Origin of the sequence: Methylotuvimicrobium buryatense (genome assembly GCF_005931095.1) — a bacterium.
In the GTDB taxonomy this organism is placed as follows: domain Bacteria; phylum Pseudomonadota; class Gammaproteobacteria; order Methylococcales; family Methylomonadaceae; genus Methylotuvimicrobium; species Methylotuvimicrobium buryatense.
This window is the reverse complement of sequence record NZ_CP035467.1, coordinates 3,642,370-3,668,874: the sequence shown is the minus strand read 5'-3', so window position 1 is coordinate 3,668,874 and position 26,505 is coordinate 3,642,370. Positions and strand designations below refer to the sequence as shown.

The following is a 26,505-nucleotide window of genomic DNA, read 5'->3' as shown; positions in this document are numbered from 1 at the left end:
GGAAAAAACTAATGAATCTAACCACGGAAGACAAACGCTTGCTGGAAGAACTTTGCCAACAGCATAAGGTGAGTTTCGATAAGGTCGTCAAATTGTTGGACACAGTCCGCGAGTATGAATTTAAAGAGCGTCGAACCGGTGTTTATGATGCTTTGCGGGAAATTTTAAGCAGTAAAACCGGTGAAACACAATGAATCAAGGATCAGGGATTGAGAGCTATGTGAGAAATCCTCGCTTATTAGTTGATCTTATTCTTGAGGTTGTTGATCTCTTTGGCAACGGGCAAGACGAGTTGGCAACCACTGTGATGGAAACACAGTTACGCGAGGTTGCTAAAGCAATCGATAATCTTGATAAGGTGGGCATTGCTATACCCGATGCGCTTCGGGCGGAAAAAACCCGCCTAGCCGCTGCCCTTGCAATACAAGCAGAAGCGATGCAGGCATTAAGCCTTTTGACAGATGAACTGGATGAAATTGTCAGGAATTTAAAATCGAGATTGGGGAACGAAGAACAAACAACGGAGAAAAAGCCCCGTAAAAAGCGTTCAAGATCAACAAAAACTGATAACGCTACCTTGCGCCAACTTATGATTGAAGCCTTGCAACATTTGGGTGGTTCTTCGCAGAAGAATGAGGTGCTCAAGTATATGGAGCAAAAACTGCAAGGTAAGTTGTTACCCGGCGATTTAGAATGGCGAGATTCTTGTAAAAGTGCTGTTTGGGAAAACAATGCCTGTTGGGAGCGATACAAGATGATTGAGGATGGCATCTTGAAAAATGGATCGCCTCGGGGGATTTGGGAGTTAAGCGAGGAACATCAATGAAATTTACTAGGCTGGTCATTGAGAATTACAAATCTTTTCAGTTTGCGACGGAAATCCCTTTTCCGGTGGGTGCCGACGGCAAAAGTATTTTCCTGATCGGCGGCATGAACGGTGCCGGTAAAACCTCGATTATGGAAGCGGTCAGTTTTTGTTTGTATGGCACCAAGCCGGAAGTGATTTATAAAAACATCAATCGCAAGGAGTTGGCGCGCGGTAATACGTCAGTTTCTTTTGAATTGGTGGTGGAGCTGGATGACGGCTCGGAATTGATTGTGAAGCGGTCCTGGAGCGGTGGAGTCGTCAACGACGCCAAAGCAAAGGATTTGGAAGAACGTTTAGTCGTGGTGCAAGACGGCAAGCGGGTTTCAGTGCAGAACAAGCAAATGTGGCAGGATTTTATCCGCGCGACCATTCCGCCCGGCATTACCCAGTTTTTCTTTTTCGATGGCGAAAAGATTCAGGAAATCGCCGCTGACGATCATTCGGAACTTCGCTTGAAGAAGTCGCTGGAAGCAGCACTGGGCATTCAATACATCACCAAACTTTCGGAAGATGTTTTGTATATCAAGACCGAAGAGCGCAGAGGCTTTGTACAGATTTCCGACGAGGACCTGGAATTTAAGGAAAGCGAGCTGAAAAGGGAGAAAAGCAAGGTCAGCCGCACGATTCAGGAACGAAATGAGGTTAAGGCAGAACTGGATGCCTTCAAAAACCAACATCAGGAAGCCAAGGAGCGCTTTCAAGCCACTTTTAACGCCGAACCGGAAACCCGCGACAGCATCAGGGAGGCGGAAAAAGCCCGTATTCAGGCGTCTAACCGTTTGGGGCAAGTGGAAAATGAGCTTAAAACAATGTGCGAAGGTGTTTTACCGTTTGCAATTGCCGGGCGCTTGTTTGCCGATATTCGCAAACAAATCGATGCCGAGCGGGAGACTGTGCAATACGAAGCCATTCGCGACAATGCGGCTATTTTGGCCCGAAAAATTGTCCGAGTAGTAGAGGAACCGGAGCCGATTTATCGGGAAAAGTTATCGGCTGAAAAAATGGCGGAACTGGAACAGCGTATTTTTCGCTTATTGCAACAGGGCGATTCTGTTAATGACAGCATCAAGATACTGAATCTTTCCGATCGTGATGCTGCCCGTGTGTTGCAAAAAATGGAAACGTTGGAAAACAGCGATGTGTTTTTGATTCAACCGTTATTAGAAGAAAAACAGGAACTGGCTGTCCAGGTCCGGCAATTGGAAGCCGCGTTACAACCGGGTATTGCTTCCGATTCCGAGAAGGAATTGTTCGATCAATTGCAGGCGGAAATGGAAAGTTGTTTAACCCAGATTGGCCGTAAAACCGAACAATTACGCTTGTTGGAGGACGAAATCCTGGCGCTGGAAAAACGTATTCGGGACATTGAACTGGATGTGGAAAAGCTTTACGAGAAACACCATGTTTCCAAGGAGAAAGCCGGTTTTATTGAGGAATGCGACGCGATTGCCAATTTGCTGAATCAATATACGGTTCGGCTGCGCAAAAACAAGGTGCATCTATTGCAGGAAAAGACTTTTGAAATGTACCGGATGCTGTCCAGTAAAACCGGTTTAATCAAGGATATTTTGATCGATGACAAGAGTTACGAGATCAAAATGATTGACCGCAACGGCCACGAAATCAGGAAGTCGAGCCTTGCTGCGGGCGAAAAAGAGGTGTTCGCTTTGTCGCTGTTGTGGGGCCTGGCGCAAACCAGTCAGTTGCAATTGCCTATATTAATCGATACACCGCTGTCCAGGCTCGATAGCACCCATAGGGATAATATCATCAAGCATTATTTCCCCAATGCAGGTCAACAGGTGATTATTCTTTCTACCGATACTGAAATAGACAAGGATTATTACCGTAATTTACAACCTTATTTGAGCGGTGCCGCCAGCCTGGAGTTTGAACCCCGGCAGGAATTAACGACCGTTAAACAAGGCTATTTTTGGGAGCAATAGAGCATGGCGGATCGTTTATATACTTCTAGTGAAGCGGATGAGATTTTAAGTTCTTTGCGCTTTGAAACTCGCTTGGAAAAAGCCGTTCTGGCGCGTATTGCTTTCACTATATCACTGGTGCAAGACGGCAAAAATGTTGCTGAAAGTGCTAATTTTAGTGGCGGCGAATTAAAGCGCCCTACTTTTTTTGGTCCTGATGAATTATTTATTCGTAGCCTACTGGCGCATGTACACGGGAAAGGCGATATTACCGAAGATGCATTTTTTTCCAATCGCTCGCTGATCAAAAACCATATCGATCAGGGGAGTCTGGCTATGGAGCAACTGTATATTGAAAGCGGGCGCAGTGCCGAGGGCTTGATAAAGAGTCTGGTTGATCTGGTGGAGTTTCAGGGGCGTAAGGAATTACGGGGGCGTGGATTGGATATTTTTATCGGCAGAACTTTATTGCAAAAAGCCGATTTGATCATGGAGCTGAATAATACCGATAAACATGCCAACTCGCATTTGGCGATTATGGGTAAACCAGGTGTAGGTAAGACCCAGTTTTTGCTGAAAATTCTGGCGGATATTCGCATTCAGTCGAATTACCAGACCCATTTCATTTATTTTGATTACAAAGGCGATGTGGTCGATAACCAACATTTTCTGGATATTGCCAAAGTCCAGCCTTTTAGACTACTGCAAGGCAACCAACGTTTGCCGATCAATCCGTTTGTACTACCCACTTATGATGAACAAACGATCAATATTTCTGCACGAGAAAAGGCGGAAAGTTTTGCTTCTATTAACTCAAAATTGGGCGTAGTACAGAAAGGCGCATTAACCGAAGCTATCCGGGCAGGTTATGCAAAGCGAGCTGGTTCCGATGCACCCTATCCAGATTTTCAGGATATTCTGGAAATTGCTAATCTGATGTATGAAGAGGAAGACAAAAAGGACGATACCCTGATTGAAGTGCTTCGCGATTTATCCGTTTTTGAATTGTTCTGGAAGCATGGCGATGAAATCGCACCTATCGATAAGATTTCTAATCGAACCGTTCTAATTGATGTACATGCCATGCCGGTTTTGAAAGAACTGGTCGCTTACTTGGTAATCGAGCGGCTTTATAAGGAAATGTCTTTGTTGCCGGATAGCCCGGTCGAAGACGGCAAGCGGACCATACGCACGATATTAGTCATTGACGAGGCGCACAATTACTTAAGCCAGAAGAATATGTTTTTGCAGCGTATTATCCGTGAGGGACGCTCTAAAGGCATTGTTGTTTTCTTTGCGTCACAATCGCCGAATGATTATCAGCAGAAGTTCTTTAATTTTCAGGAACTACTAGAATTTGCTTATATTTTCCAATGTGATGGTGTTTCCGCAAGCTCTGTTCAGGATATTTTAGGCTGTAGCAATAAGACTGCAAAAGATTTACAGACCGAGATTGCACGGTTAGAACCCTTTCAGGTAATTAGTCGTTCGCAGGTAAAAACTGAAGAATTTGTTAAATTTGAGGCGGAAGCGTTTTATAAGAGCTATTAGGGATCACACTTATTTAATTCAATGCCCAGATAGAGAGTTTTAGCGGATATTTGGACTAAATTTTGATGAAGCATACAGTGTGGTGAATAATGATCAATGGGAGAGTATTAAAGATCACGGTCGGTAAAACGGGCTTTTTACTGCTCGAAAACTACAGTAAAAACTACAGTGGTTTATATTGCTTTATACTACTTTTAACAACTTTACACATCTTCAATTGACTGGTAAGCTGTTGATTATAGGATGTTATAAGTAGTATGCAGTTGCTTTGAAGTTGTTTAGATCGAACTTTTAATGCGATGGTCGTGCGTTCGAATCGCACACGACCCACCAACAAAAACTTAGTAAATCAACCAGTTAGCTTTCGCGGGCAACTGGTTTTTTTATGTCCAGAATTTGTCTGGGTAACTTTTGTGGTAACTACTCGCCCCATAAAATAAATCAAAAAAAGCTTGACAGATTTTTAGCGTCTAAAAATAGAAATTGTGCAGGCCTGATTTAATTGTGGTTTTTTGGGCAGTCCAGTGCGCGCAGCGTGGATTTTGCGCATTGCAAGGAGTTTAGCCTCAAAAATTCGGTTTACAGCGATCATACGCGGCCAGCGGAGGCCGAAAAAACCCATGATAGGATGAGTTTGTCGCAAACTTACCGTATCTACGTGGATGGCCAACCTTGATAAAGCCTCGGTTCGAATTGAAGTCAGTTGCTTAAAAACGGACTTCGAGAAGCTGTGTGCCGAAGGCAAAATCACCTGTGAAAGCCAGGCTATCATGACTAGCCTGTTCATGGTGGTTGGGACGCTAACTGTTGAAAACTTGGATTGAGTTCAGGGTCGTAACGACAGGCTTTAGTCACTCCGCTTTTTAAATTATCGGGGACCGGCATCACGGTTGTACCACCAAAAAATTCAAAGGCTTAGCCCTTTGGCTGCCTAACCAGTCAGGCGGACTTTGGCTCCAGGTCGCCTCGGCAAAGGTGTAATTGGAGGCCCCCAACACCGCCACAAAGATCTGCGCGGTACGTATTTCGCCGGTTGAGGCACAGACCACAGACATGGTGGGGCCGGCATAATCGATAAATAACTTGTCACCGGCACGATGGGTTTGGCGCATGGAACGTTTTTGTTTCTTCCGCCAATCGGCATAACGCGCGCAGAACTGCGAGTAGCTATAGCAACGATTGGAATATTGCTGGGCATACTCTTCCCAGAGCAATTGTTTGGTCACGCCTTTTTTCTTCAACTCCAGATGAACGTCAGTCCATACCGGCTCCTGAAATTTGGTTGAAGGCTGAGCATCCGAGCGGGGATAAAATTTCAGGGCTAAAGTTTGATCATCCCAATCTTCCGGTAGCAGCCAGGATATTTTCAGCTGTTCGGCCAGTTTTAAGATGTTTTGAATGCTGCCGACACTGATTTTGGTGCTGGCACTGATTTTTCGGATGCTAAATCCGGCGCTATAGCTAAGCCTGAGTACTTCTCGATATTTTCGCATTGCTGTTCTCTTCGCTGACATTATCTTCTCCACAAAAGGTGGGAAGGATAATCTGATTAGATAAACAATGCGTTAGGTGGGATTCTGGCAACTTGAACACCGATTCTGGAAAATCCAGAAAAGTGTTCAACTTGAATCAGAATGGGTGTTCAGATTGCTCCAGAAGGGGTGTTCAGGTTGGGCCAGAATATTCAGCCGGTGGTACCTGCGACTCACACACACCATACCTTCATAAAGTTAGCTAATTTTTGAGTATTAAAGGGAGTAGGGTTAGTGTTCATTTTACTTGCAACTTATCGTCATCAGAAACAACGGTGTATTCAGCGGTAATGCTATCGGGCTCGGATTGCCGAACCGATTGTTGCTGAGCACTTTTGATCAGCCTCCACGCTTTGAAACCAAAAATACTCAACGGGATCAACAATACGGCAAAAACCACGGACAAGACCAGCGTGCCGACGACAGCTGCTGCGATCATGGCCGGAATAGCCAGGATTTTGGCAAGGCTAGAATTGGAATCCTCTTCGACGTGATATTCAAGTCGCCGTTGAGGATCGTTTGTCGTGCCAATATGAATGGTTCGTTTGTAAATTCTAAACATGAGTCGGAGCCGAGGGGTATGCCGAAAAGGCGATTGAAAGAAACAGTAGCGAAAACCTGGGGCATAAAAATGTCGGTGAATCTGCGTGATAGCTCTACAAACTCACCGACGTTTTACTATCTCCGTAATTACGACTAGCGATGAAGGCCAGAGTTCCTTGGGTATGGGTATAGCAACCAGCCATTCCAATGTTTAAACTGCATTTTTGTCCTGATGAATACAGGGTATTGCCCTGGCTAATGCGCTTGCAGCATCGTGCCAGCCTTCACAGCTGTTGTGCCCCTTACGCCCCTTGATTAAATTCAGCAGATATTTGGCCTTGGCATAAATCATGAAAAACAGAAGAATAAGCCGCTGCTGTCTCACAGAGATGGGTTTCTGAGCGCATATCAGTTTATCTTCATAAATGCCTCCATCGATCATTCCAACGGTTCCCCAAGCATAAACTGAAATCGATGCTCCTAAAGGAAGACGCGGCCCCAGCACGACCGCATCCAAAAAATCGCCGTCCGTACCGATATAAGCCGGAATTGAGCCATAGTTGAATGGACAGGGAAACGGAGAGATGAAGTCCAGTTTTCCAGTGGAACCCCGCTTTAAAAAACTGCCGCGAGGCGTCTCAATAATGACATTAACCAAAGGGGCTTGTTCGAGAGTGTTTATAGAATGCATCTGAAATAAAAACCAATTTAACGCCTAATAACCAGGCACGGATAGAGCTAAGCCATTATCGCGGACGCTCAACTCAAGCAAAAAAGATACAGCCGTTTCGGACCAACGTTCTGCAGACGGATAATGCTTGGCCCCATCACCAAAACAGAGTTTCAGCATATCGGTATCGATAATGCCAGCAATTCCCAGTTTGAGCAGTTTCGCCGATTTTAGGGTGTGGGGTATGCCTGTCGAGGAACACCGTAAACCCATCCATGGGGGCTTGGCGGCAGCTCAAACACCAAGGATGGCGTGAATGCAGATTTTGCATTACGCCAAGGATGGCGTGTAGTAGGGCAATGCAGGAGCAATTGCCGAGGAGCAAAAATCTGCCCTGCTGCCGACATCCTCGCCAAGCATACCCCACACCCTTTTTGATCTCCAAATTGGGAATTGCTGGGTGCTTTATAGCAATTTGTGATAGAGCGGAGGGAGGTGACCGTTTTTAGTTTGAAGCGTATGGGTTAAGGCGCCGGCAAATGTAGTATCCATGCTGCTATCCAGAAATAAATCAACACCCCAGAGGCGTCGGCGAGCGTTGTGACTAAGGGCGCGCTAGCGGTGGCAGGATCCCAGCCCAATCGGTTCAAGATAAAAGGCAGACAGAGCCCCACCAGGCTTCCGATCATTACGATACAGATCATGCTCAGTGCGACCACCCAGGCAATGTCGAAGCCGCCCCGATAAGCGCCGATCAATGAAACTGCAGCGGCCATGGTTAGACCTAATCCGCTTGCGACAGCGATTTCCTTTAGCAGTAATTTACGCCAGTCGCTGATTGTGACATCGCCGGTGGCAATGCCGCGCACGACCAGTGTCGCGGCTTGCGATCCGGCATTGCCGCCGCTGCCGATGAGTAGCGGTAAAAAGAACACCAGTACGACATAAGCGGCAATTATATTTTCGTAATAAGCGATTCCGGCACCGGAAATTAAATTACCGAAGACCAAGAGCAGTAACCAGACAATACGTTTGCGGTAAAGCGTAAATAACCTCGCATCGCGAAAGTTGCCGGCCAACGGGCCGATTGTTGCGCCTTTGTGCATGTCTTCGGTCGCCTCTGCCTCGGCAACGTCCATTGCATCGTCATAGGTAATGATGCCGACCAAACGTTCGTCGTCGTCGACGACCGGTAAGCTCAGTAAATCGTAACGACTGATTAATTTGGCGGCATCTTCTTGCTTAGCCGATAGTTTAGTTTTCACCATTTCGGTAGTCATTACATCCTTGATTCGCGCTTCCGGTTTGTTCATGATTAGCTCGCGTAACGATAGCGTGCCGATTAGACGATATTGAGCGTCGACGGTATAAATTTGGTATATCAATTCGGCGTTGGGGGCGCTTTTTCGAATGACGTCGAGTGCTTTGCCAACTGTGATTTCGGCTGGTACGGTCATATAATCGCTGGTCATGATCGCGCCGGCTGTGCCTTCTTCGTAACTCGCTAGGCGTCTGAGTGCTTCGCGTTCGGCATGAGCGATCTTACGCAGCACACGGTCGTGACGGTTTTCAGGCAAAACATGGAGCAAATCGGCGCCTTCGTCGGCGTCGAGATGGCGTAGCAACTGCGATACTTCCTTATCGGTCATTGCGGTGGTTAATTGTGACTGCCAGTCGACCGGTAAATGCCCGAAAACCGACGCACGTTGCACAACCGGTAAGTACATCAACAATTCGCGGGCAGCATCGACCGGAACGGTTTGCAGCAGTTCAGCCAGGTCGACGGCTTGAAACTCTTCTAGAAATTGAAGAACGGCTTGGTAATCTTTGCGCTCAATCGCACGGCGCAAGTAGTCGTTCAGGATGGCGGTCGGCATCGGTTTGTCTCCGGTTGTTTGCGGACTCGTTTGCCCGCAGCGGAAACAAACTGAATCAATTTGTCGCTAAAGTGGCGGGCAAGGAATGCGCGTTAGACATTGTAGAGGGATTGTGTAAATCTATACTGAAATTTCGACTGGAACTTTCCATAATCGGCTCGTTAGATAGCGCTGATCAATTCAGCCTGCATAGGTTATTAAACAAGTGATAGAGTGTCAACTTTATGATTCATAATGATTATTACATCGGTTGTTTGTTTCGATATAGACTTAATAACGGTATGAAGATGATACGGATTGGATGGGTTATCGCGGAATTTTCTTGTCTCGATACTCCGAGTAATTAAGATATTACTAATATTGTCGTAATTGTCCCCTTGTCAAAGGTGAAATGAGGGGGGGCAAGTTATGTCATTCTTATTCAATTTTTCCATGTCAGGAGCATAAAATGCCAAAATTCATGAAAAAAAGTCTTTTGATTTTAATTGCTTCGGCTGCTTCGACGTGGGTCTTTGCCGACAGCCCAAAAGAGCAAATTCATTATCTGGAACAAAGTCGTGCAACAGCCCATGAATTCATGCAGTCGCTGGGTAGAAAGCTGAAATCGTTACTGGAAACGGCAGACACGGAAAACGCGATCATTGTTTGCAAACAAATTGCGCCGGCAATGGCAGCCGATTATTCGAAAGACGGATGGATTGTGAAACGGGTATCGCTTAAATCCCGCAACAAATCGATGGGAGTGCCGGATACCTGGGAGCGGCGCGAGTTGGAAGGTTTTGATAGGCATCACTTGTCTGGAGAACCTACCGACGAGCTCGAAATGTCTGCAATCGTAGATGAAGCGGATGGGCTTTGGTTTCGTTATCTGAAAGCCATACCGACTCAGCCGATGTGTTTGCAATGTCATGGTAAAGCGGAAGATATGCCTGATGGGGTAAAAGCGATATTGGCGCATGAATACCCGAATGACGACGCAATAAATTATAGTGTCGGCGAAATACGCGGTGCGATTTCGATTAAGCGCCAGATATCGGCTCATGAATAGAAAAATAAGGTGCAGAGCAGGAGCAAAAATCGACCTAACACCTCGGAGTCTCCTCAGGCACTGCCGAAATTTGAAGTGCGAAAGGTATAATTGTGATGATGAAAAGCAAATGGGCGTTAATGGCGGTTAAAACTCTCGGCTGGCGAAAGACGGCGTCAATGAAAGCCCTATTTTATTTTCGATAGTCGATTACGGCTTTTCTGACATCGGCGATCGTGAAGTGGTATTGCCTGCTTAATTGCCCAAGTTTTGCCGTCTTGTTCGTTGTCTCGGGTAAGTTCAGTCGCTCCATTAAATAATCGACCGGTACGCCGGTAATCTGCGCTATCTCCACTAAGGTCATGTTGCCTCGTATTGTTAGAGATCCGTTATTCCATGCGTGTAGTTGTTTGCCGGATGCTCCCGATATTTCAATCGGTGCGACCAGCGGCGCAGCGGCGAAAGCGATCAAAGTCAGTACGCCGACTAGGCTCAGCCCTAAGCGCAGCCCCGACCCTTCCGTGACACGTCCTGAAATGAAGCCGACAACCCAACGCCAATGCAGTAATAAGTGCAACGCCAATATCGCGAAAAAAAGCACCGACACCCAGTAATGAACGGTTCCCCATTGATGGCGGTCAAGCCCCCAAATGGTCGCGAAGTGCCCGCTACCGGGCGGTAACAGATAGCGTAACAGCACGCCGGTCGTAGTTAGAAAAACAAAACCCGCGAAGGCTACGATATCGATGATGAAATTTAATTGGCTACGTTTCATTGTCAGTTTATCCGCAAATGCTTGAACCTAAAAAGAGCAGTTGACATGTGTTGTAGACCGTTCGTGCTGAGCTAAGTCGAAGCATGAAGGGTCTACAACACTTTCACCGTCTTGGTGAAGCCTCAAACTACCGTTCACCCTTCGACGGGCTCAGGGCGAACGGTAGTTTGAGGCTCTCAACTGCTCTTTTTACTGTGAAAGTTCGTAGATTTGGACACTTTATCTAATTTTTTGATATACAAAGCTCTGTGCTGGCAATACCGCACCCTCCGCCACCAGAGAACTTTCATTTGCCGGGGCGATGGCTAGGCCTTCATGAACGTTAGGTTGAAAGGTTTCTGCTTGAGCTTTGTTCCTCAAAATCCTTAACGCGGTTCATTGTGTAGATGAAAGTAAGGCGCCAGTGTTTGAAGCCTGCTGTCTTCTAATGGCTTGCCGATCGTAAAATGATAAATGCTTTGTAGGCCGGTGTCGTTTATTCCAAGAACCTCGTGTACCGCGTCATCAAAAAAGCAGCCGATGCCGGTTCCGCGCATTCCTATGGCTTCGGCTTCAAGATATAATGCTTGGCCGACCAAGCCGCTTTCCCAAAATCGACGGCGATATTGCCACGGTTCTTTTGCCAATTCATCGCCGAACTCCGCGACCATCGCTAAACTGAAGGCGCTATCGGCGGCGATATCTTGATGGCACGATAGCGTTTTGGCTGCGCGACGGCAATCGGCGTTGAGTAAGTTGTAAAGTTTTAATGTTTCAGGCGCGCCTTCGACCTTTTGCCAAGAGAACTCGGGGCGAGTGTTGTACTTCAGCATCTGAAAACTGGCTTGATTCCGCGATAGGGCGTAGAGACCCGGTTGCAGCCCTTCGACGCGATGCACGAATAAAAATAAATGAATCTTTGCAGGCCAACGCCAAAGGTCGAAGGGGATTAGGTTTTCAGGCATCGTAGCTTGCAAGATGCGATAAAAATGATTCAGCTCGATCGGCGTTTGACCGTCGAAATGTTGAGCGCTACGCCGCTGCCGAATGATCTCGAACGCGCTTTGGGAACCGTTAGTTAGTGGTGGCGATAAGATTATCCCCGGATGTTGGTGGTTTTCTTGTGTGGCTGATTTGGCAGCTGCTTGTGCTGCCGCATCAATTAAAGGCCAATGAAAATGGTGGTAACGGCTCAAGCGATTGGCCTTGCCAAACCAATTGTCGACGCTAAGTTCGGCTAAGTAGCGATCGTTGGGATTCGTCCAAGACCCTGCATGAATTCGACATAATAAATCGGGGGCTTCGTTTTCCTCGGCAATGAATTCATCGTGTCGGTCCAGACCGAGTAGTTGAGCAATCGCTTCGTCGCCGCATTCGGCCAGCAGTTCGACCGACCAGCCCAGAACGGCTGCTGCATAGCGCAACGCGCCGAGTGCATGTCCAATGTCATGTTGGCAATAGCGAAATGCGCGTTCGCCGTATTTCCAGGCTTCCCGCCAATGGATAGAGCTCAAACCGATCAATATCCCGCTAAATGCTGGCGTCTGACGCCAATTGCCGCGCATTTCCAAGACATGGTCGTGACTTAAATAATGGTAAACACCGGCAGGAAGGTCGGTTGCCGCTGTATTGATTAAATAGGCTTCGGTCGGATGCAGATTGCCGCTGGACGGATTGCAGCGCAGGGCCCAGCGGTCATCGCCGTATTGTTTCCAGGCGGAAAGCCCGAAGCTCAATGCCATCATAAGCCCCAGATTATTGATGTTGAATGGCTGTGATGGAATTAGCTCGGGGTTTTGAAGTTCGTTATAGGTGGGTGAGGGGGTGTTTTGGGGTAAAGGTAATTTTATTCGTTCACAGCCTTCGAAACGCCTGAACGGGTCCGGTTGATCGGCCCAATCGAGTCCGTTTGGACCTTTCGCATAACGGTCCAAATGGTGTTTGGTGCGTTGGTGATATTCCAGTATGCTGGTGAGTTGGGGCGATGCCATGCTTGTTTCGGGGGTGAGTGATCGACAAACCGATTGTAAAGCAGTCTTAATGGCTCTGCCATGACGATGTAAAGAAATTTAAACATTATTTAAACTTGATTAATCCATGGAAACGCTGATTGCTCTTATTCAAACTCATATTGAACACGCTCATTTTATTATTTTCGGATCGCTGCTGTTGGCAGGCCTCAATATTCCGGTATCCGAGGATGCAATGCTGTTTATTTCAGGGGTGTTGGCAAGGCAATACCCGGATCAATTGCCTTATTTATTTGCCGCGGTCTATCTAGGTGCTTACGGTTCGGATTTGATCTGCTATAGTTTGGGGCGATTCGTCGGGCCTAAAATATTACATATTCGTTTTTTTGCTAAAATGGTGCCGCCGAAAAGAGTCGAAATGATTCACGCATATTACGAAAGTCACGGTATTGCAACGCTGATACTAGGTCGCTTTATTCCTTTTGGGGTTAGAAACGGGCTGTTTTTGTGCGCGGGGCTAGGCAAGATGAGTTTTATCAAATTTGCATTAGCGGACTTATTGGCTTGTACGATTTCGACGATTGTTTTTTTCTCGCTGTATTATCATTACGGTAAAGCCGTCGTGGTGTATGTCATGCAAGCGAATATCGTGGTATTTATCATCGCGGCAATTGCGGGAGGGTATTTGTTTTTTTATGTAAAACAAAGGCGTAGCAGGCGTTAAAATCGTTAAAATATTTAGGATTGGGTCAAAACTCATAACTTCAGGAAGTTATACCCGTCGTAGATCAAAATTCGGCGCCTGGGTGTCCGCCAAAGGACGCCGTGAATACGTCCATGTAGGCTCTATGCTGGCAAAGCCTTTGTCGGACACCCAGGCGCCTCCTCTAGCACTGCCGAAATATGAAGTGCGAAAGGTATATTTATCGCGAAATCCTACCTAATGAGATTTTTCGTTATTTTAGTGTAATTCGTGGGGAAAATGCTTTTTATTTGGGATAATGGACGTCAAGCCCGTCGGCCTATTCATATATAAGAATGTTTAACATATAACCAAAGCATGAAAAAACAGGATGCTGAAATTAAAGGCGAGCCTCGATCGCTTGAGGATTGGACAGCAGTATTGCGCGATCGGGAAATGCCGGTATTTTCAGATACCGTGCAGAGTATCAACTACATCATAGAGGACGAAAAGAAAGGCGCGATGGAACTTGCCCCTGTGATACTTCAAGACCCCAATCTAACGGCAAAACTATTAAAGCTAAGCAACAGTATCTATTACAACCCTTCGCGAAAACAGATGGTGACCGTATCTCGGGCTATTGTGATTCTCGGTATCGAGGTCATTCGAGAGCTGACACTGGCTTGCTCGCTTTTTGAAGCGATTTTGTCGCCGAACAACAGGCGCCGCGCCAATGAAGAAATCGCCAAGGCTATTCATGCGGCGGTTCAAGCCAAGGCTTTGGCGATCGCGGCGAAAGATCCTTCGCCCGAAGAGGTTTTTATCGCGGCGTTGCTCAAAAATATAGGAAGCATCACCTTTTGGTGTTTTTGCGGAGCACAGGGCGATAGAATTCAGGCTTTGCTGAAAAACGGCCTAAGCAACGAAGCGGCCGAAAAGCAAGTATTGGGCTTCAAGCTGGCTGATTTGGATATTTCATTGTGCAAAACTTGGAATTTAAAAGGCTTGATCGAAGCGGCTATTAAAAAAAGCACTAGAGACGTCGATCCGCGGGTTAAATTCGTTCGCGTCGGTTGCGAAGTCGTCGAAGCGTTACGAGAAGGAGTCGGTACGCAAAGTTATTACGCCTGTGTCGAAAAAATCGAGGCCATGACCGGACTGTCGAAACAAGCGATTGAGGCGAGTCTCCGTAAAAATACCGACATTGCGGCAAATATCGCTTGTCATTTCGGCGCAACGGAGGCTTCGAATTTAATTCAACATAATGTTCGGCAAAATTCCGAAGCGAATGCGTCGGCGCAAAATGTGGATCGAAAGATGTTGCAATTTCAAATTTTGCAAGATATCACCACAATATTGAGTGGAAGAATCGATATTAACCTGTTGCTTGAAACCGTATTGGAGGGTATTCAACGCGGAATCGGCATGGATCGAACCATTTTCGCTCTTTTGACAAAAGATAAAAATGCATTGTTGGAGAAAGTGGCTTTGGGTTGGCGTAAGGATAGTTATTTACAAAAGATTCGCTTTGAGCTTAGTCAGTCTCCGCCTAATTTGTTTTTTCAAGCGATTACCAATCACGAGGGTTATTGGGTAAACCCGAAAGAAAACGAATCTTTGTATAGCGCAAGCGATGTTAAGACGATCGGTAAACAGCCTTGTTTATTGATGGCTGTTTGTTCAGGAGATAAACCTATCGGCCTAATTTATTGCGATCGCGCCTACAGCAATTTCGAATTGACCGAGGATGATCTCAAGGCGTTTAAGCATTTTGTTCAACAGGCCAATATTGGTCTATCTCTCTACCGTATGCAAGCGAGGTAAGGATTTCGTGATAAATAACGTCCTGTAATTATGAGTTTTGTAGCGGGTTCGGTAACTCGCTTGACAGCCCGGCACCTAAATTATCCAAGACAATTAATCATGGCCAATGAGCTATGGTATTTAGGTGATGGGTTCAAGGCGTCCTTTGGCGGGCACCCCGGTGCCGAATTTTGATCTTCGATGGGTATGACTCCCTGATCGATATACTAGCCAAAAAAATCACGACACCTCCTTAAAATATGGCTCTTTCAGTTCGATAAGTATGGGATCTGCAGAACCGTAAAGGTATCGTCGATCTCCGCTGAATGGGTTCCGGCACGAGTAATGGCATGTTTGCCCATTCACAAAGGGAAGGCAAAAAAAAGAGTTGGAAAATTCTCTTTTCCAACTCTCAAAGCACGGAAGCATTAGGGGGAAATTGCTTCCTATCGGCAAGAACTTAATCTGATGGGATGGTCTCCGCAATCAGTTTTTACTTATCGAACGTCAAATTTTAGTATTGGCGTATAAAAACGCCGTGGTGTTCTGGAAATATGGCTCATGCAAAACCCGCATGTCAGCTCTCCTTGGCATTCCCTCATCTAGCGGGTCAAGCCTTTAGTTTTACGATGCCGTTTACGGACGCTGCAGTGCCTAAACGTGGTTTGCAAATTGTCTTTCGTGGCTGATGCGATTTGTTAATCGGGAGAGCTTATAAGACGATTATGGCAACAAATGCCGCGCCGAGCGAGCAACCGGAAATCATTTTAATTTTTTTACTAAACGGTAATTCCTGCCAGTTTAATGTCGCCTGTTCGCGGGTTTTAAACCACCAATCCGGAAATTCGGTTTTGGCGTTGAAATATAAGCGCTTTGAATAGCGATACAACCAATAACCGGCACCGATAAACAGACCCCACATAATGTAAAACACGATAACCTGAGTCGTGTGTCTACTGGTATGAAAAAGATGCTCGACAACTTCATCTAGTGCTAATTCAAGCACTTCAAACATGCCGATTACAATCGATTCAAGTAACCAAAAAGCGGCTCCGGGCATGATTAGGATAGCCGTCAATACGGACATAAAAATTGCGATTTTTATATTGGTCGATAATGTCATGTCTGCTTTACCGTAAAAAAGTTGATTAATCAAAATACATATCGATTTTTTCGCACTGCTTTAAAAACTAAGATTCGAAAATAAAGCGTAAGCTGTTTTTTGTATGGATAGTATTGTATCGATACTTCCTTTCATCAACCTTTCACGGAAATTGGTGGTTTATTTCAGGACAGCAATGCCCAATTTGTGGATCAAAAGCTGTGAGGTGTTCTTGCCGATGGGCAAAAATCGACCGATAGCCCCTGTGTTCTCTAATGCACTGCCGAAATTTGAAGTGTGAAAGGTATATTTCATGTTGTTGATAGCCGTTGGGCGCAGGTGAATTTGATGGTAGTTCGCCGTCTTTACATCGCCAAAGGTGTTTCGTATCTTCAAGTTGAGATGTTTTATTGAACGGTCAGGATTAATTAGCCTTTGCACATATTGAAAAGTCGCATACTATCTCTTGTTTTAATTCAATGTTTTTTGTGCCGACTGAATAAGCCGGTTACTTGATAAGATAGAGTGATTTTCATTAGTGGGTGGAAAAATAAAATGAAAGAAGACTTATCCAATACAGAGCTTTCAGTATTAAAAGCTATCGATGCTTGGCATGAGCATATTCGGCCGCTATTTGAAAATGATAAGGATTGTCCCGACTGTCCTAAACGTTTTATTTATGGATGTTTTTGTAGCTACGAACGATTGGTTATCGAGCAATCTTTAGATGGTTTGATCGGAAAAGGTATTTTATCTCAGATTCAATGCACTAAGGATTCCACGGAATATTGTTACCGGGTAATGGTGAATGTTAAGGATCAATAAGGGTAAGTATTTAGCGATTTAATGACTGCTAGTGCTTAATTGCGTTAATCAGCGAAAACTGAAAGCACTTTATAATCATGTTGTTATGATTGGTTTTTGTATCGCTTATTTGTGAAATTAAGCACTAGCGGTGAATAGTTGGCTCTGCCTTGCTCTTTCATAAAGCATCGAATTTTAAGACAGCGTTTAAGCTATTGCGGGCTATTCCAATCCCCCATACGACTACGGAGTAATTATGGGTCCACATTATCTCAGTCGATTTTTTACGCCTAAAACCGTTGCCGTCATCGGCGCTTCGGAACGCATCGAAAGCGTCGGTCATCGGATTTTAGCTAATATGCAGGAAGCCGGCTTTAGGGGCGGTCTCTATCCTGTCAATAACAAACGGAAGCAAATTTCCGGTTTGAAAGCCTATCCCAATATCGATGCGGTACCAGACAAGATCGAGCTGGCCGTTATCGCTACACCGGCATTGACCGTGCCGGACATCGTACGGCAGTGCGGCGAAAAAGGCGTGGATTCGGTGGTGATTATTACCGCGGGTTTCGGCGAACTGGGTAGTGAAGGCAAGCGTTTACAACAAGAAGTGCTTGATATTGCCCGTCGGTACGGTATCCGCATCGTCGGTCCTAACTGTCTCGGCATTATTCGTCCGAGCGGGCATTTGAATGCGACCTTCGGCAGCGGGGTGATCAAGGACGGTAATCTAGCGTTGCTTTCTCAATCCGGTGCGGTTTGCACCGCCATTTTGGATTGGTCGCAGTCGCAGGATATCGGCTTTTCAACGGTTGTCTCGATGGGGGGGGCTGCCGATGTCGATTTTGGCGAGGTATTGGATTATCTGGCGCTCGATAGCAAGACGACCGGCATTCTAATGTATGTCGAAGGTATCCGTGATGCACGGCGTTTTTTGAGCGGTTTGAAGGCTGCGGCTCGCTTGAAACCGGTGATTTTGATTAAATCGGGGCGCCATGAAAGCGGCAGCAAGGCGGCAATGTCGCATACCGGCGCGATGGTCGGCGGCGATGATGTATTCGATGCGGCGATCGAACGGGCCGGCGTGGTGAGGGCTTACAGTATTGCACAGCTTTTTTCGGCGGCGCGGGTACTGGCCAATAATTATGTCGTCAAACAGAACCGTCTAGCGATTATTACCAACGCCGGAGGCCCCGGGGTGATGAGTACCGATCGTGCAGAGGAAACCGGCGTGGCGATGGCTGGTTTGAGTGCGGCCAGTCTTGATGCGTTAAATAAGGTGTTGCCGGTGCATTGGTCTCATGCCAACCCGATCGATATTCTCGGCGATGCGACGCCGGAACGCTATAAACAGGCGCTCGATATTTGTCTGAAAGACGAGAACATCGACGGCGTGCTCTGTATTCTGACGCCGCAGGCGATGACCAATCCGACGCAAGTCGCAGAACTGGTTATTGAAGCGGCCAAAACGACACGGAAACCGGTGTTGGCGTCCTGGACCGGCGGAAAGCGCGTCGAAGAGGGGCGAGCTTTGTTCGATAATAGCACGGTAGCCCACTTCGGTACGCCTGAAGTCGCTGTCGATGCATTTTCGTTTCTGGCGCAATACACACAAAACCAAATTCTTCTCAAACAGATACCTAGTGCGGAAAATGAGCTGGCGACGCCCGATATCGACGGCGCTCGCTTGATTATCGAGCGGGTATTGGCCGAGAGCCGCGAAATTCTGACGACTCAGGAATCCAAGGCGATTCTAGCCGCTTTCAGGATTCCGGTTTCGCAGACGATTAAAGTCGATAGTCCAAAGGATGCGATGATCGCGGCCGAGACGATGGGTTTTCCGGTCGTGTTGAAAGTCAACATGTCCGAGTTTAGTCATAAGTCCGATATCGGCGGCGTTCGCTTGAATATCTCGAGTGCCAAGGATATTTCGCATCATTTTCAGGAAATGGAGAGTCTGATCAAGCAAAAGTATCCCGAGATCGACAAAGTAATGATGACGGTCGAGCCGATGCATAAGTCTTTCAATGGGCGCGAACTTATGATCGGCGTCATTCGCGATCCGGTTTTCGGACCTGCGATCAGTTTCGGTTTAGGCGGAACGATGGTTGAGATTCTGCACGATAAAGCGGTGGGTTTACCGCCCTTGAACGAATATATGGTCGAGAAGATGATTGCCAAGACTAAGGCGGCTAAGTATCTTCAGGCTTTTCGTCAATTGCCGCCGGTCAATATGAAAGCCTTGGTCAACACCTTGCTGAACGTGTCGAGCATGGTCAGCGAATTATCGGAAATAGTGGAGCTCGATATCAATCCATTGATTGTCGACGATAGAGGGGTGATGGCAGTCGATGCGCGGATCAAGGCCTGTGTTTCGCATCAGTTGAGCCCCTATAGCCATATGACGATTCATCCCTATCCGCATGAGATGATTCAGCATTATCAATTGCCGAACGGCATGAATATTTGTATTCGCCCGATTCGTCCCGAGGATGCCGAGATGGAGAAGGATTTTGTACATAAGCTATCGGAGCGCTCGAAATATTTCCGGTTCATGCAAGCGTTGCAGGAGTTGACGCCGGATATGGTGGTGCGTTTTACGCAAATCGATTATGACCGTGAAATGGCGTTTATAGCTGTGACCGAAGAACAAGACGGAAAGCCTAATGAGTTAGGCGTCGGCCGTTACATGGCTAATCCGGACGGGCATTCGGTCGAGTTTGCTGTCGTGGTCTCCGATGAGTGCCATGGAATGGGGATAGGTTCGAGGATCATGAAGACGCTGATGCAGGCAGCAAAATATAAAGGGATATCATTTTTTGAAGGCGAGGTGCTTGCGATTAACAAGCCGATGTTGTCGTTGGTTAAAAAACTCGGCTTTACGATCGAGCCCATTCACGGCGATAGTGAAGTCGTTAGAGTCGTGAAGGACTTAAGGATGTGAGATATACCCATCGTAGATGAAAATTCGGCCTCGGGATGCTCGTCAAAGGACGCCGTAAATACGTCCATGTAGGTAAAGCATTTACCGAGCACCCCGAGGCCTCCTCCGGCACTGCCGAAATTTGAATTGCGAAAGGTATAAGATTATTTGCCCTGAAGAACTTGACGGTAGTTGGGTAAATTAGATGGTTTCCGGCTCAATGGGCTTTTTGTTCTTGTTGAATGACGGCATCGTCTACCGAGTGGGCTGAAAACCAATTGTTCGCGATACGTTCGTGTAAAAAAGCCAGTTTCGTTTGTAATTGATCGAGGATATTGCGCAATTGCAATTGAGTGGTTTGCCGCGTGTCGATCGACTGCACAAAGTTTTTCAGGTCGGCGACATCTTCAGGCAGTTTATCGTGATTAGGCAATTTACCGATGGCGTCGGCCATTTCGTAAAGGCAGCAATTAATCGAGCGCGGCAGCGCGCTATCCAATATCAGGTAATTTAACACGTCGTCGCCTTTGATTCGGCTGCGTACATGGCGGCGATACATCAATAGCGCATTCAAGGACTGCAACACATTCATCCACAGCAGGCTTTCATATTGGCGCATTTCATCGCTGCGCGATTCTGACAGTAATAACGAACTCAAGTCCAATATCCGGCTAGTCATGTCGGCCCGTTCGATGTTTCTGCCGAGCAAAATGAAATGGTAAGGATGGTCGTGGCTCATATAGCCGGAAAGTAGACCGGTAAATCGCTGGCAACCTTCGAGGATTTCATTCAGAAATAAAACCCTCATGCGCCGGCTCGACACCGAATCCAGATGTTTTTTAGTATATAAGTAAAGTTCGTTGACTTGTTCCCAAGCTTCGTCGGGCAATAGCTCGCGTGTCGTGCGAATATTTTCGCGGGCAAGGCTCAGGCATGAAAAAAGGGAATTTCGATGGCCGGGATCCGTTAATAGAAAGCGTGTAACATTACGCTCTTGAGCCAGTTTGTAATGTTCATGAAAGGCCTCTTGACAACCGTTGATATGGATCAATTGTTGCCAGCCCATCTCGACCCCTTTGGGCAGGTCCATTAATAAATTCATGTGTACGCTAACTAGACGAGCAAGATTTTCGGTGCGTTCCAGATAACGGGCGAGCCAATAGAGGCGTTCGGCGGAGCGTGACAGCATTAGTCGTTCTCCCGGTTGATAATCCATGTATCTTTACTGCCGCCGCCTTGAGAGGAGTTGACGACCAGCGAGCCTTTTTTGAGCGCGACGCGGGTGAGTCCTCCTGCGGTGACAAAGGTTTTTTCGCCTTGCAGTATGAACGGGCGCAGATCGATATGGCGAGGCTCTAAAATATCCTTACATAAAGTCGGCGAAGTCGAAATAGCTAGCGTGGGTTGGGCTATATAATTGCGAGGATTTTTGAGAATGACCTTTCTAAAGGCCTCGACTTCCTTTGCGGTTGAATGAGGCCCGACCAGCATGCCGTAACCGCCGGATTCGTTAGCAGGTTTGACGACGAGTTCGGCCAGGTGTGCGAGGACATAATCGAGATGTTCGCTGTGACTGCAGAGATAGGTTTCGACATTAGGCAAAATCGGTTCTTCATTCAGGTAATAGCGTATCATTTCCGGTACATAGGCATAGACGACCTTGTCGTCGGCAACGCCGGCTCCCGGTGCATTGGCAAGTGCCACATTACCGGCTTGCCATGCGCGCATTAGGCCGGGCACGCCCAATACCGAGTCTTTGCGGAACACTTCCGGATCAAGAAAATCGTCGTCGATACGTCGGTAAATCACATCGACTTTTTCCGGTCCTTCGATCGTGCGCATGTACACGCAATCGTCATCGTCGACCATCAGGTCGCAGCCTTCGACCAATTGTGCGCCCATTTGTTGGGCCAAATAGGCGTGTTCGAAATAAGCCGAATTATAGATGCCGGGTGTTAATACCGCGATTTGAGGACGTCCGTTTTGATTCGGTGCAATCGACGATAACATTTCAAGCAGTTGTGTCGGATAGTCGTCGATCGGCAGAATATTAATGTCTTGCAATAATTCCGGAAAAACGCGCTTAGTAATGACACGGTTTTCCAGCATGTAGGAAACACCCGATGGCACTCTGAGGTTGTCTTCCAAAACATACATCATGCCGTCTCGGTCGCGCACCAAATCGGTGCCGCAAATGTTGGCCCAAACGTTATGTCTAGGCTTCATTCCGATGCATTCCTTACGAAAGTTTTTCGAGCTGTTGATGATGTCGCCGGGAATCAGGCCTTCCTTGATAAAGGACTGTTTGTCATAGACATCGCTAATAAAGTAATTGAGCGCAGATAAGCGCTGTTTAAGACCTCGTTCGATGATGTGCCATTCTTTTGCATCGATGATCCTAGGAATGATATCGAAAGGCCAAGCCCTATCGATATTGCCTTCGTCGCTATAGACGGTAAACGTAATTCCCATTTCCATGATTGCCAGTTCGGCGGCGGTTTTGCGTTTGTCGATATCTTCCTTATTGAGTGTATTCAAGTACTGGCATAGATTGTAGCTGACCGCTCGTGGTTGAAACTCCGAATGCATCAGTTCGTCGTATGCGTTTTCGGTTTTGTAGTTTTCCCAAATGCTAGGCATAAAAATTCTGTTTCTTAAAAAGGGGGGGCTAAGAAATAATAAGCATAAAAAGTGCCAGTTAATGAAAAGAAGAGGCGCTTTCCTGGTATATTTCAGAATTGAATAGTGATCAAAAAACTTACGAACCAAAGATAGGACATAGTCAATAATACACCCTTTATAATGAAATTTTGGTCTCGATTTAATAGCGTGCGCTGGCAGAGAGACATTTTTTCATTTTTAAGCACTGGCCGAATTCTATAGTTGTCTCATTATCAGTAACGGAAATTGAACTACGATCAATATGGTGGGGGCTTAATTGTCCAAAGTGATGCGTGCCAATTTATTTTTTGTCCATATTGGTGCATTCAATTCCCGTGCGTGTCAATGCGATCGCGCGAAGTAGACGTGCAAATTAGTGAACCGGTAAGCAGAATGTTACTGAACGCATTGCATTTTTTGTTAAGCGTGCATTAAGGTTGCGGGTTGGTTTTTTTATACCTTTCGCACTTCAAATTTCGGCGATGCTTAAGGAGGCGCCGGGGTGCTCGGCAAAGGCTCTATGCCAGCATGGATGCTGGCATAGAGCCTACATGGACGTATTCACGGCGTCCTTTGACGGGCACCCCGGTGCCGAATTTTGATCTACGATGATGATATAAGAAAGTTTCGGTTTGAATGAGGCGTTTGATGCAGCGGTTTTTATCCTTGTTATTCATAAGGTTATTGGGTAGAGTTTTGATGCCGGCAAAGTTGGTGTGCGGGTTTTTGCATGGATTCTTTATAGCTTTGATATGTAATGCAAAATTTCTGCATGCTGATTGTGATAATGGAAATTAGTAAACTATAAAATAGGAGAAAAATTTATGCGTAACATTAAACTGTTCGATTCGGGTGAACATAAATTCGTATTATTGAATGAAAGCGAGCCTGGCGAGGAGGAGGGAATTCGTTCCAATCAATATCTCGTCGTGCATGGTGATAATGGTGTTTTGCTTGATCCGGGCGGATTCGGAGTGATGCCGAGCGTGCTCACCGAATTGTTGCGCTACATCAAGACCGAACAAATTAAAGCGATTATTTTGTCGCATCAAGACCCCGATATCGTCGGCGGCTTGTCTACTTGGTTGGAGTTGACCGATGCTCCAGTATATGTATCCAGCATCTGGCTCCGCTTTTTGCCGCACTATGGTATTGCCAGCATGGCTCAATTTGTTGGGGTTCCGGATGCGGGAAAGCAGTGCCGCTTTGCTGAAGATTTTGTATTGCAATTGGTTCCCGCGCATTTCTTGCATTCAGAGGGTCAGATCAATGTCTACGACCCCATAGCCAAAGTGTTGTTCACCGGCGATATTGGTGCGGCGATGCTGCCTGTCGATGTCGAATATGAATTTGTCGACGATTTTGCCGCGCACTTACCTTACATAGAAGGATTTCACCGTCGCTATATGGTTTCCAACAAAGCCGCGCGTCTTTGGGTCGATGCCGTATCGGTTTTGGATATCGAGATGCTGGCTCCTCAGCATGGACCGGTTTATCGAGGACGGGCCGTAGCAGATTTTTTGAATTGGTTTAAGACGCTTCAATGCGGTGTCGATTTAATGACCAGAAGCGGGCATTTCGAGATGGAGAGCCGAAATGCGTCATGATTCTGGTAAAGGCGCGCCTGCTTATCCTGATCATATCGAGGATTTGCGTGTTCGCTTGATGAACCAGCTTTTTTCGCTTCTTGAAAGTCAAACGCGAACTCGAAGTTTCGCATCTTCAATCAGCGCTTTGGTGCGCCGTGTCCATGGCGAGATTCTAGAAAATTTTGAACAAGTCCTGGCGCGTATCGACGATCCTGTGACCGTTGGGATGTTCCGTAAAGCGATCACGGATTGTCAAAGCCTTGATATGGCCTTCGAAAAGCTGGTCGATGAAAGGCAGCGCCAATGGTATAAAAACGGAAAATATTTGAAATCGGTAGTCGACGAATTGGGTGAAACCACCTCTTATTTGGCTTCGGTGTTGGTTGAAAAGGGGTTGCTCGAACGGCAGAGCCAAGTGTTGGAAAATATTATCTTTTCGCATGAGAAAGTATCGCAATGGAAAGAGTTTGTTCAGGAGATACTGATCGGTTTTCATGAAATTTTTCCGTTTAACTTTTTCTTTATTGCGTTTGCCGAAGAGCATGGCTTGTCCTTGTATTTTTATTACATGGGGAATTACTCCGATGCGGCAAAACAAGAAGTTCGCGGCCGTCTTGCCAAAGACATGCTCAGTCAACTTGGCTTACCGGAGAATGCGTTACTCGATATCGAAGAGTATGAAATTCCCTGTGAGTTTAATTTAATCGATGTCTGCGATATCAAGATGATTACCGTGCCGGTTCCGGATCAGGCTTACGGTTTGGATGGGCTTTTAGGCATTGCCTATGCATCGGTTAATACGTTAACGGCCCAAGAACAAGCAATCGTTCGTTCTTTGTTGTCGGTAATGGTGATGGTGGTCGGGTCTAGCAAGGTATTGAGCCGAACGCTGTCCGAATTGGAATATTATTCGATACATGATCCTTTGACCGGGATTCATAATCGCCGTTATTTCAACGATATGCTGGAATACGAGATTGGGCGATCGGAAAGGCATAAGCATCAGTTTTCGGTGTTGTTGCTCGATCTTGACGATTTTAAGGATATCAACGACTCGTACGGGCATCCATTAGGCGATGAGGTGTTGAAAATAATCGCCGAATCGATTACTTCTCATATGCGCAAGGGTGATATTGCAACGCGTATGGGCGGTGATGAATTCGCAATCATTCTGCCGGAAACTTCGCCGGAAGGCGCTAAGGTCGCGGCCGAGTCGATTCGGGCCAATTTGCAAAGCATTGCGTTCAAAACGCCGACAGGAAAGGGTTTTCATATTACGACATCGGTCGGCATCATTAGTTATCCGCGCGACATGCAGACTGTCGAAGATTTAATGTCGGGCGTCGATGTGGCGTTATATAAAGCCAAGGGCTTGGGTAAGAACGAAGTTTGCGAATTCGATGCGGCCGCACATTTGACGCAAATCATGCGCGATAGCCGTTCGTTTGTCGAAGATTTACGGTTGGCGCTTCGAGAAGAACGCATCCAGCCTTATTTTCAGCCGATTGTCGATTGCAAAACCGGTGAAGTCTTTGCGTATGAGTCGGTTGCTCGTTTAATTGAAACCGATGGAAAAATTACAGCCGCCGGTCAGTTCATTGAAACGATCGAAAAATACGGTTTGGGCCGCGAATTGGACCGGATAATGGTGCGTAAGGTCGTCGAGGCCAATAAAGCGATTATGCAGACGCAGGGCCGACCGAAACGCTTGTTCATCAATTTATCGGCTCAGGAAATTCAAGGCCGCGGTATTTTAGGCTATGCGGAGGAGTTATGTGCGCAATTGGAGGTGCCGCCGAGCAGTATCGTGTTCGAAATTCTTGAACGCGACGCAATAGGCGATATTACGCATATGGGGAAATTTCTAACCAATCTACGCAAAAAGGGATTTGCATTTGCTTTGGACGATTTCGGGAGCGGTTATAACTCGTTTCATTATTTGCGCGAATTACGCTTCGAATATGTCAAGATCGACGGCGCTTTCGTGCGCAATATCGTTAATTCCAAGATCGACCGGGCGCTGGTGCGCAATTTGTCGAATTTGTGTCAGGAGCTCGATATCCTGACGATCGGCGAGTTTGTCGAGTCCGAGGAAATCTTTGATTTACTGAAAAGCATGGGGATCAATTTCGGACAAGGATTTCATATCGGTTTGCCGCTCGATAGTTTGCCGGATAGTAAAATCTGAAGCCGGGTGTTTCGATGAAACGCAGTGGGATAGAGGGAG

At 46.6% G+C, this 26,505-nt stretch carries 20 protein-coding genes and 1 pseudogene; 11 read left to right on the top strand and 10 right to left on the bottom strand.

Features of this window, described 5'->3' with window-relative positions; translation table 11 throughout:
- Window positions 1-11: 11 nt before the first annotated feature.
- Genes EQU24_RS16325 through EQU24_RS16310 form a run of 4 tightly spaced genes read left to right on the top strand, consistent with a single transcriptional unit; the run spans window position 12 to window position 4,344 of the window.
- Window positions 12-194, top strand: a complete 183-nt coding sequence (locus tag EQU24_RS16325; protein ID WP_017842561.1) for a DNA modification system-associated small protein — start codon at window positions 12-14, stop codon at window positions 192-194.
- Window positions 191-826, top strand: coding sequence for a hypothetical protein (locus tag EQU24_RS16320; RefSeq protein WP_017842562.1), 636 nt, complete (start codon window positions 191-193; stop codon window positions 824-826). Before EQU24_RS16325 ends, EQU24_RS16320 begins: the two co-directional genes overlap by 4 nt.
- Window positions 823-2,814: a DNA sulfur modification protein DndD gene (gene dndD / locus EQU24_RS16315; RefSeq protein WP_017842563.1), complete on the top strand. Its 1,992-nt coding sequence runs from the start codon at window positions 823-825 to the stop codon at window positions 2,812-2,814. The genes EQU24_RS16320 and dndD overlap by 4 nt, the downstream gene beginning before the upstream one ends.
- Window positions 2,815-2,817: 3 nt before the next feature.
- Window positions 2,818-4,344: a DndE family protein gene (locus EQU24_RS16310; RefSeq protein ID WP_017842564.1), complete on the top strand. Its 1,527-nt coding sequence runs from the start codon at window positions 2,818-2,820 to the stop codon at window positions 4,342-4,344.
- 798 nt (window positions 4,345-5,142) lie between these two features.
- Here EQU24_RS16310 and istA read toward each other — a convergent pair.
- From istA to mgtE, 4 genes and pseudogenes are all read right to left on the bottom strand, one after another.
- Window positions 5,143-5,858 (bottom strand): annotated as a pseudogene (istA, locus tag EQU24_RS16300) (IS21 family transposase); the annotation flags it as partial.
- Between the two features lie 256 nt (window positions 5,859-6,114).
- Window positions 6,115-6,438: a hypothetical protein gene (locus EQU24_RS16295; protein ID WP_017842566.1), complete on the bottom strand. Its 324-nt coding sequence runs from the start codon at window positions 6,436-6,438 to the stop codon at window positions 6,115-6,117.
- Window positions 6,439-6,630: 192 nt separating this feature from the next.
- Complete coding sequence (locus EQU24_RS16290; RefSeq protein WP_235726435.1) at window positions 6,631-7,077, bottom strand: inorganic diphosphatase; 447 nt, start codon at window positions 7,075-7,077, stop codon at window positions 6,631-6,633.
- A 536-nt stretch (window positions 7,078-7,613) separates the two neighbouring features.
- Window positions 7,614-8,966, bottom strand: coding sequence for a magnesium transporter (gene mgtE / locus EQU24_RS16280; RefSeq protein WP_017842568.1), 1,353 nt, complete (start codon window positions 8,964-8,966; stop codon window positions 7,614-7,616).
- Between the two features lie 460 nt (window positions 8,967-9,426).
- On the opposite strand from mgtE, the gene EQU24_RS16275 reads away from it, so the two are divergent.
- The gene (locus EQU24_RS16275; RefSeq protein WP_235726436.1) at window positions 9,427-10,014 is read left to right on the top strand and encodes a Tll0287-like domain-containing protein; all 588 of its coding nucleotides are present in this window, start codon (window positions 9,427-9,429) and stop codon (window positions 10,012-10,014) included.
- A 172-nt stretch (window positions 10,015-10,186) separates the two neighbouring features.
- Here EQU24_RS16275 and EQU24_RS16270 read toward each other — a convergent pair whose 3' ends face one another.
- Window positions 10,187-10,768, bottom strand: coding sequence for a DUF4405 domain-containing protein (locus EQU24_RS16270; RefSeq protein WP_017842570.1), 582 nt, complete (start codon window positions 10,766-10,768; stop codon window positions 10,187-10,189).
- A gap of 365 nt (window positions 10,769-11,133) precedes the next feature.
- On the bottom strand, window positions 11,134-12,738 hold the full coding sequence (locus EQU24_RS16265; RefSeq protein WP_017842571.1) for a SagB/ThcOx family dehydrogenase: 1,605 nt from the start codon (window positions 12,736-12,738) through the stop codon (window positions 11,134-11,136).
- Window positions 12,739-12,844: 106 nt separating this feature from the next.
- Here EQU24_RS16265 and EQU24_RS16260 point away from each other — a divergent pair, with 106 nt between their 5' ends.
- Complete coding sequence (locus EQU24_RS16260) at window positions 12,845-13,441, top strand: DedA family protein (protein WP_017842572.1); 597 nt, start codon at window positions 12,845-12,847, stop codon at window positions 13,439-13,441.
- A gap of 336 nt (window positions 13,442-13,777) precedes the next feature.
- Window positions 13,778-15,223, top strand: coding sequence for an HDOD domain-containing protein (locus EQU24_RS16255; RefSeq protein ID WP_017842573.1), 1,446 nt, complete (start codon window positions 13,778-13,780; stop codon window positions 15,221-15,223).
- Window positions 15,224-15,914: 691 nt separating this feature from the next.
- Here the strand turns inward: EQU24_RS16255 and EQU24_RS16250 are convergent.
- Together EQU24_RS16250 and EQU24_RS16245 are read right to left on the bottom strand one after the other, a co-directional pair.
- Window positions 15,915-16,325, bottom strand: coding sequence for a hypothetical protein (locus tag EQU24_RS16250; RefSeq protein ID WP_138767200.1), 411 nt, complete (start codon window positions 16,323-16,325; stop codon window positions 15,915-15,917).
- Between the two features lie 159 nt (window positions 16,326-16,484).
- Window positions 16,485-16,700, bottom strand: coding sequence for a hypothetical protein (locus tag EQU24_RS16245; protein ID WP_138767199.1), 216 nt, complete (start codon window positions 16,698-16,700; stop codon window positions 16,485-16,487).
- 159 nt (window positions 16,701-16,859) lie between these two features.
- On the opposite strand from EQU24_RS16245, the gene EQU24_RS16240 reads away from it, so the two are divergent.
- Both EQU24_RS16240 and EQU24_RS16235 read left to right on the top strand, forming a co-directional pair.
- A complete protein-coding gene (locus tag EQU24_RS16240; protein ID WP_017842576.1) occupies window positions 16,860-17,129 on the top strand; it encodes a hypothetical protein in 270 nt (89 codons plus the stop codon).
- A 235-nt stretch (window positions 17,130-17,364) separates the two neighbouring features.
- Window positions 17,365-20,049, top strand: a complete 2,685-nt coding sequence (locus EQU24_RS16235; RefSeq protein ID WP_017842577.1) for a bifunctional acetate--CoA ligase family protein/GNAT family N-acetyltransferase — start codon at window positions 17,365-17,367, stop codon at window positions 20,047-20,049.
- A gap of 196 nt (window positions 20,050-20,245) precedes the next feature.
- Here the strand turns inward: EQU24_RS16235 and EQU24_RS16230 are convergent, their stop codons facing one another.
- Together EQU24_RS16230 and EQU24_RS16225 are read right to left on the bottom strand one after the other, a co-directional pair.
- On the bottom strand, window positions 20,246-21,217 hold the full coding sequence (locus EQU24_RS16230; protein ID WP_014147594.1) for an alpha-E domain-containing protein: 972 nt from the start codon (window positions 21,215-21,217) through the stop codon (window positions 20,246-20,248).
- Window positions 21,217-22,668: a circularly permuted type 2 ATP-grasp protein gene (locus tag EQU24_RS16225; RefSeq protein WP_017842579.1), complete on the bottom strand. Its 1,452-nt coding sequence runs from the start codon at window positions 22,666-22,668 to the stop codon at window positions 21,217-21,219. Before EQU24_RS16225 ends, EQU24_RS16230 begins: the two co-directional genes overlap by 1 nt.
- Before the next feature lie 845 nt (window positions 22,669-23,513).
- Here EQU24_RS16225 and EQU24_RS16220 point away from each other — a divergent pair.
- Window positions 23,514-24,296, top strand: coding sequence for an oxygen-binding di-iron domain-containing protein (locus tag EQU24_RS16220; RefSeq protein ID WP_014147596.1), 783 nt, complete (start codon window positions 23,514-23,516; stop codon window positions 24,294-24,296).
- Window positions 24,286-26,466 (top strand): putative bifunctional diguanylate cyclase/phosphodiesterase, encoded by a 2,181-nt coding sequence (locus tag EQU24_RS16215; protein ID WP_017842580.1) that lies wholly within the window; start codon window positions 24,286-24,288, stop codon window positions 26,464-26,466. Before EQU24_RS16220 ends, EQU24_RS16215 begins: the two co-directional genes overlap by 11 nt.
- The last annotated feature ends 39 nt before the right edge of the window (window positions 26,467-26,505 follow it).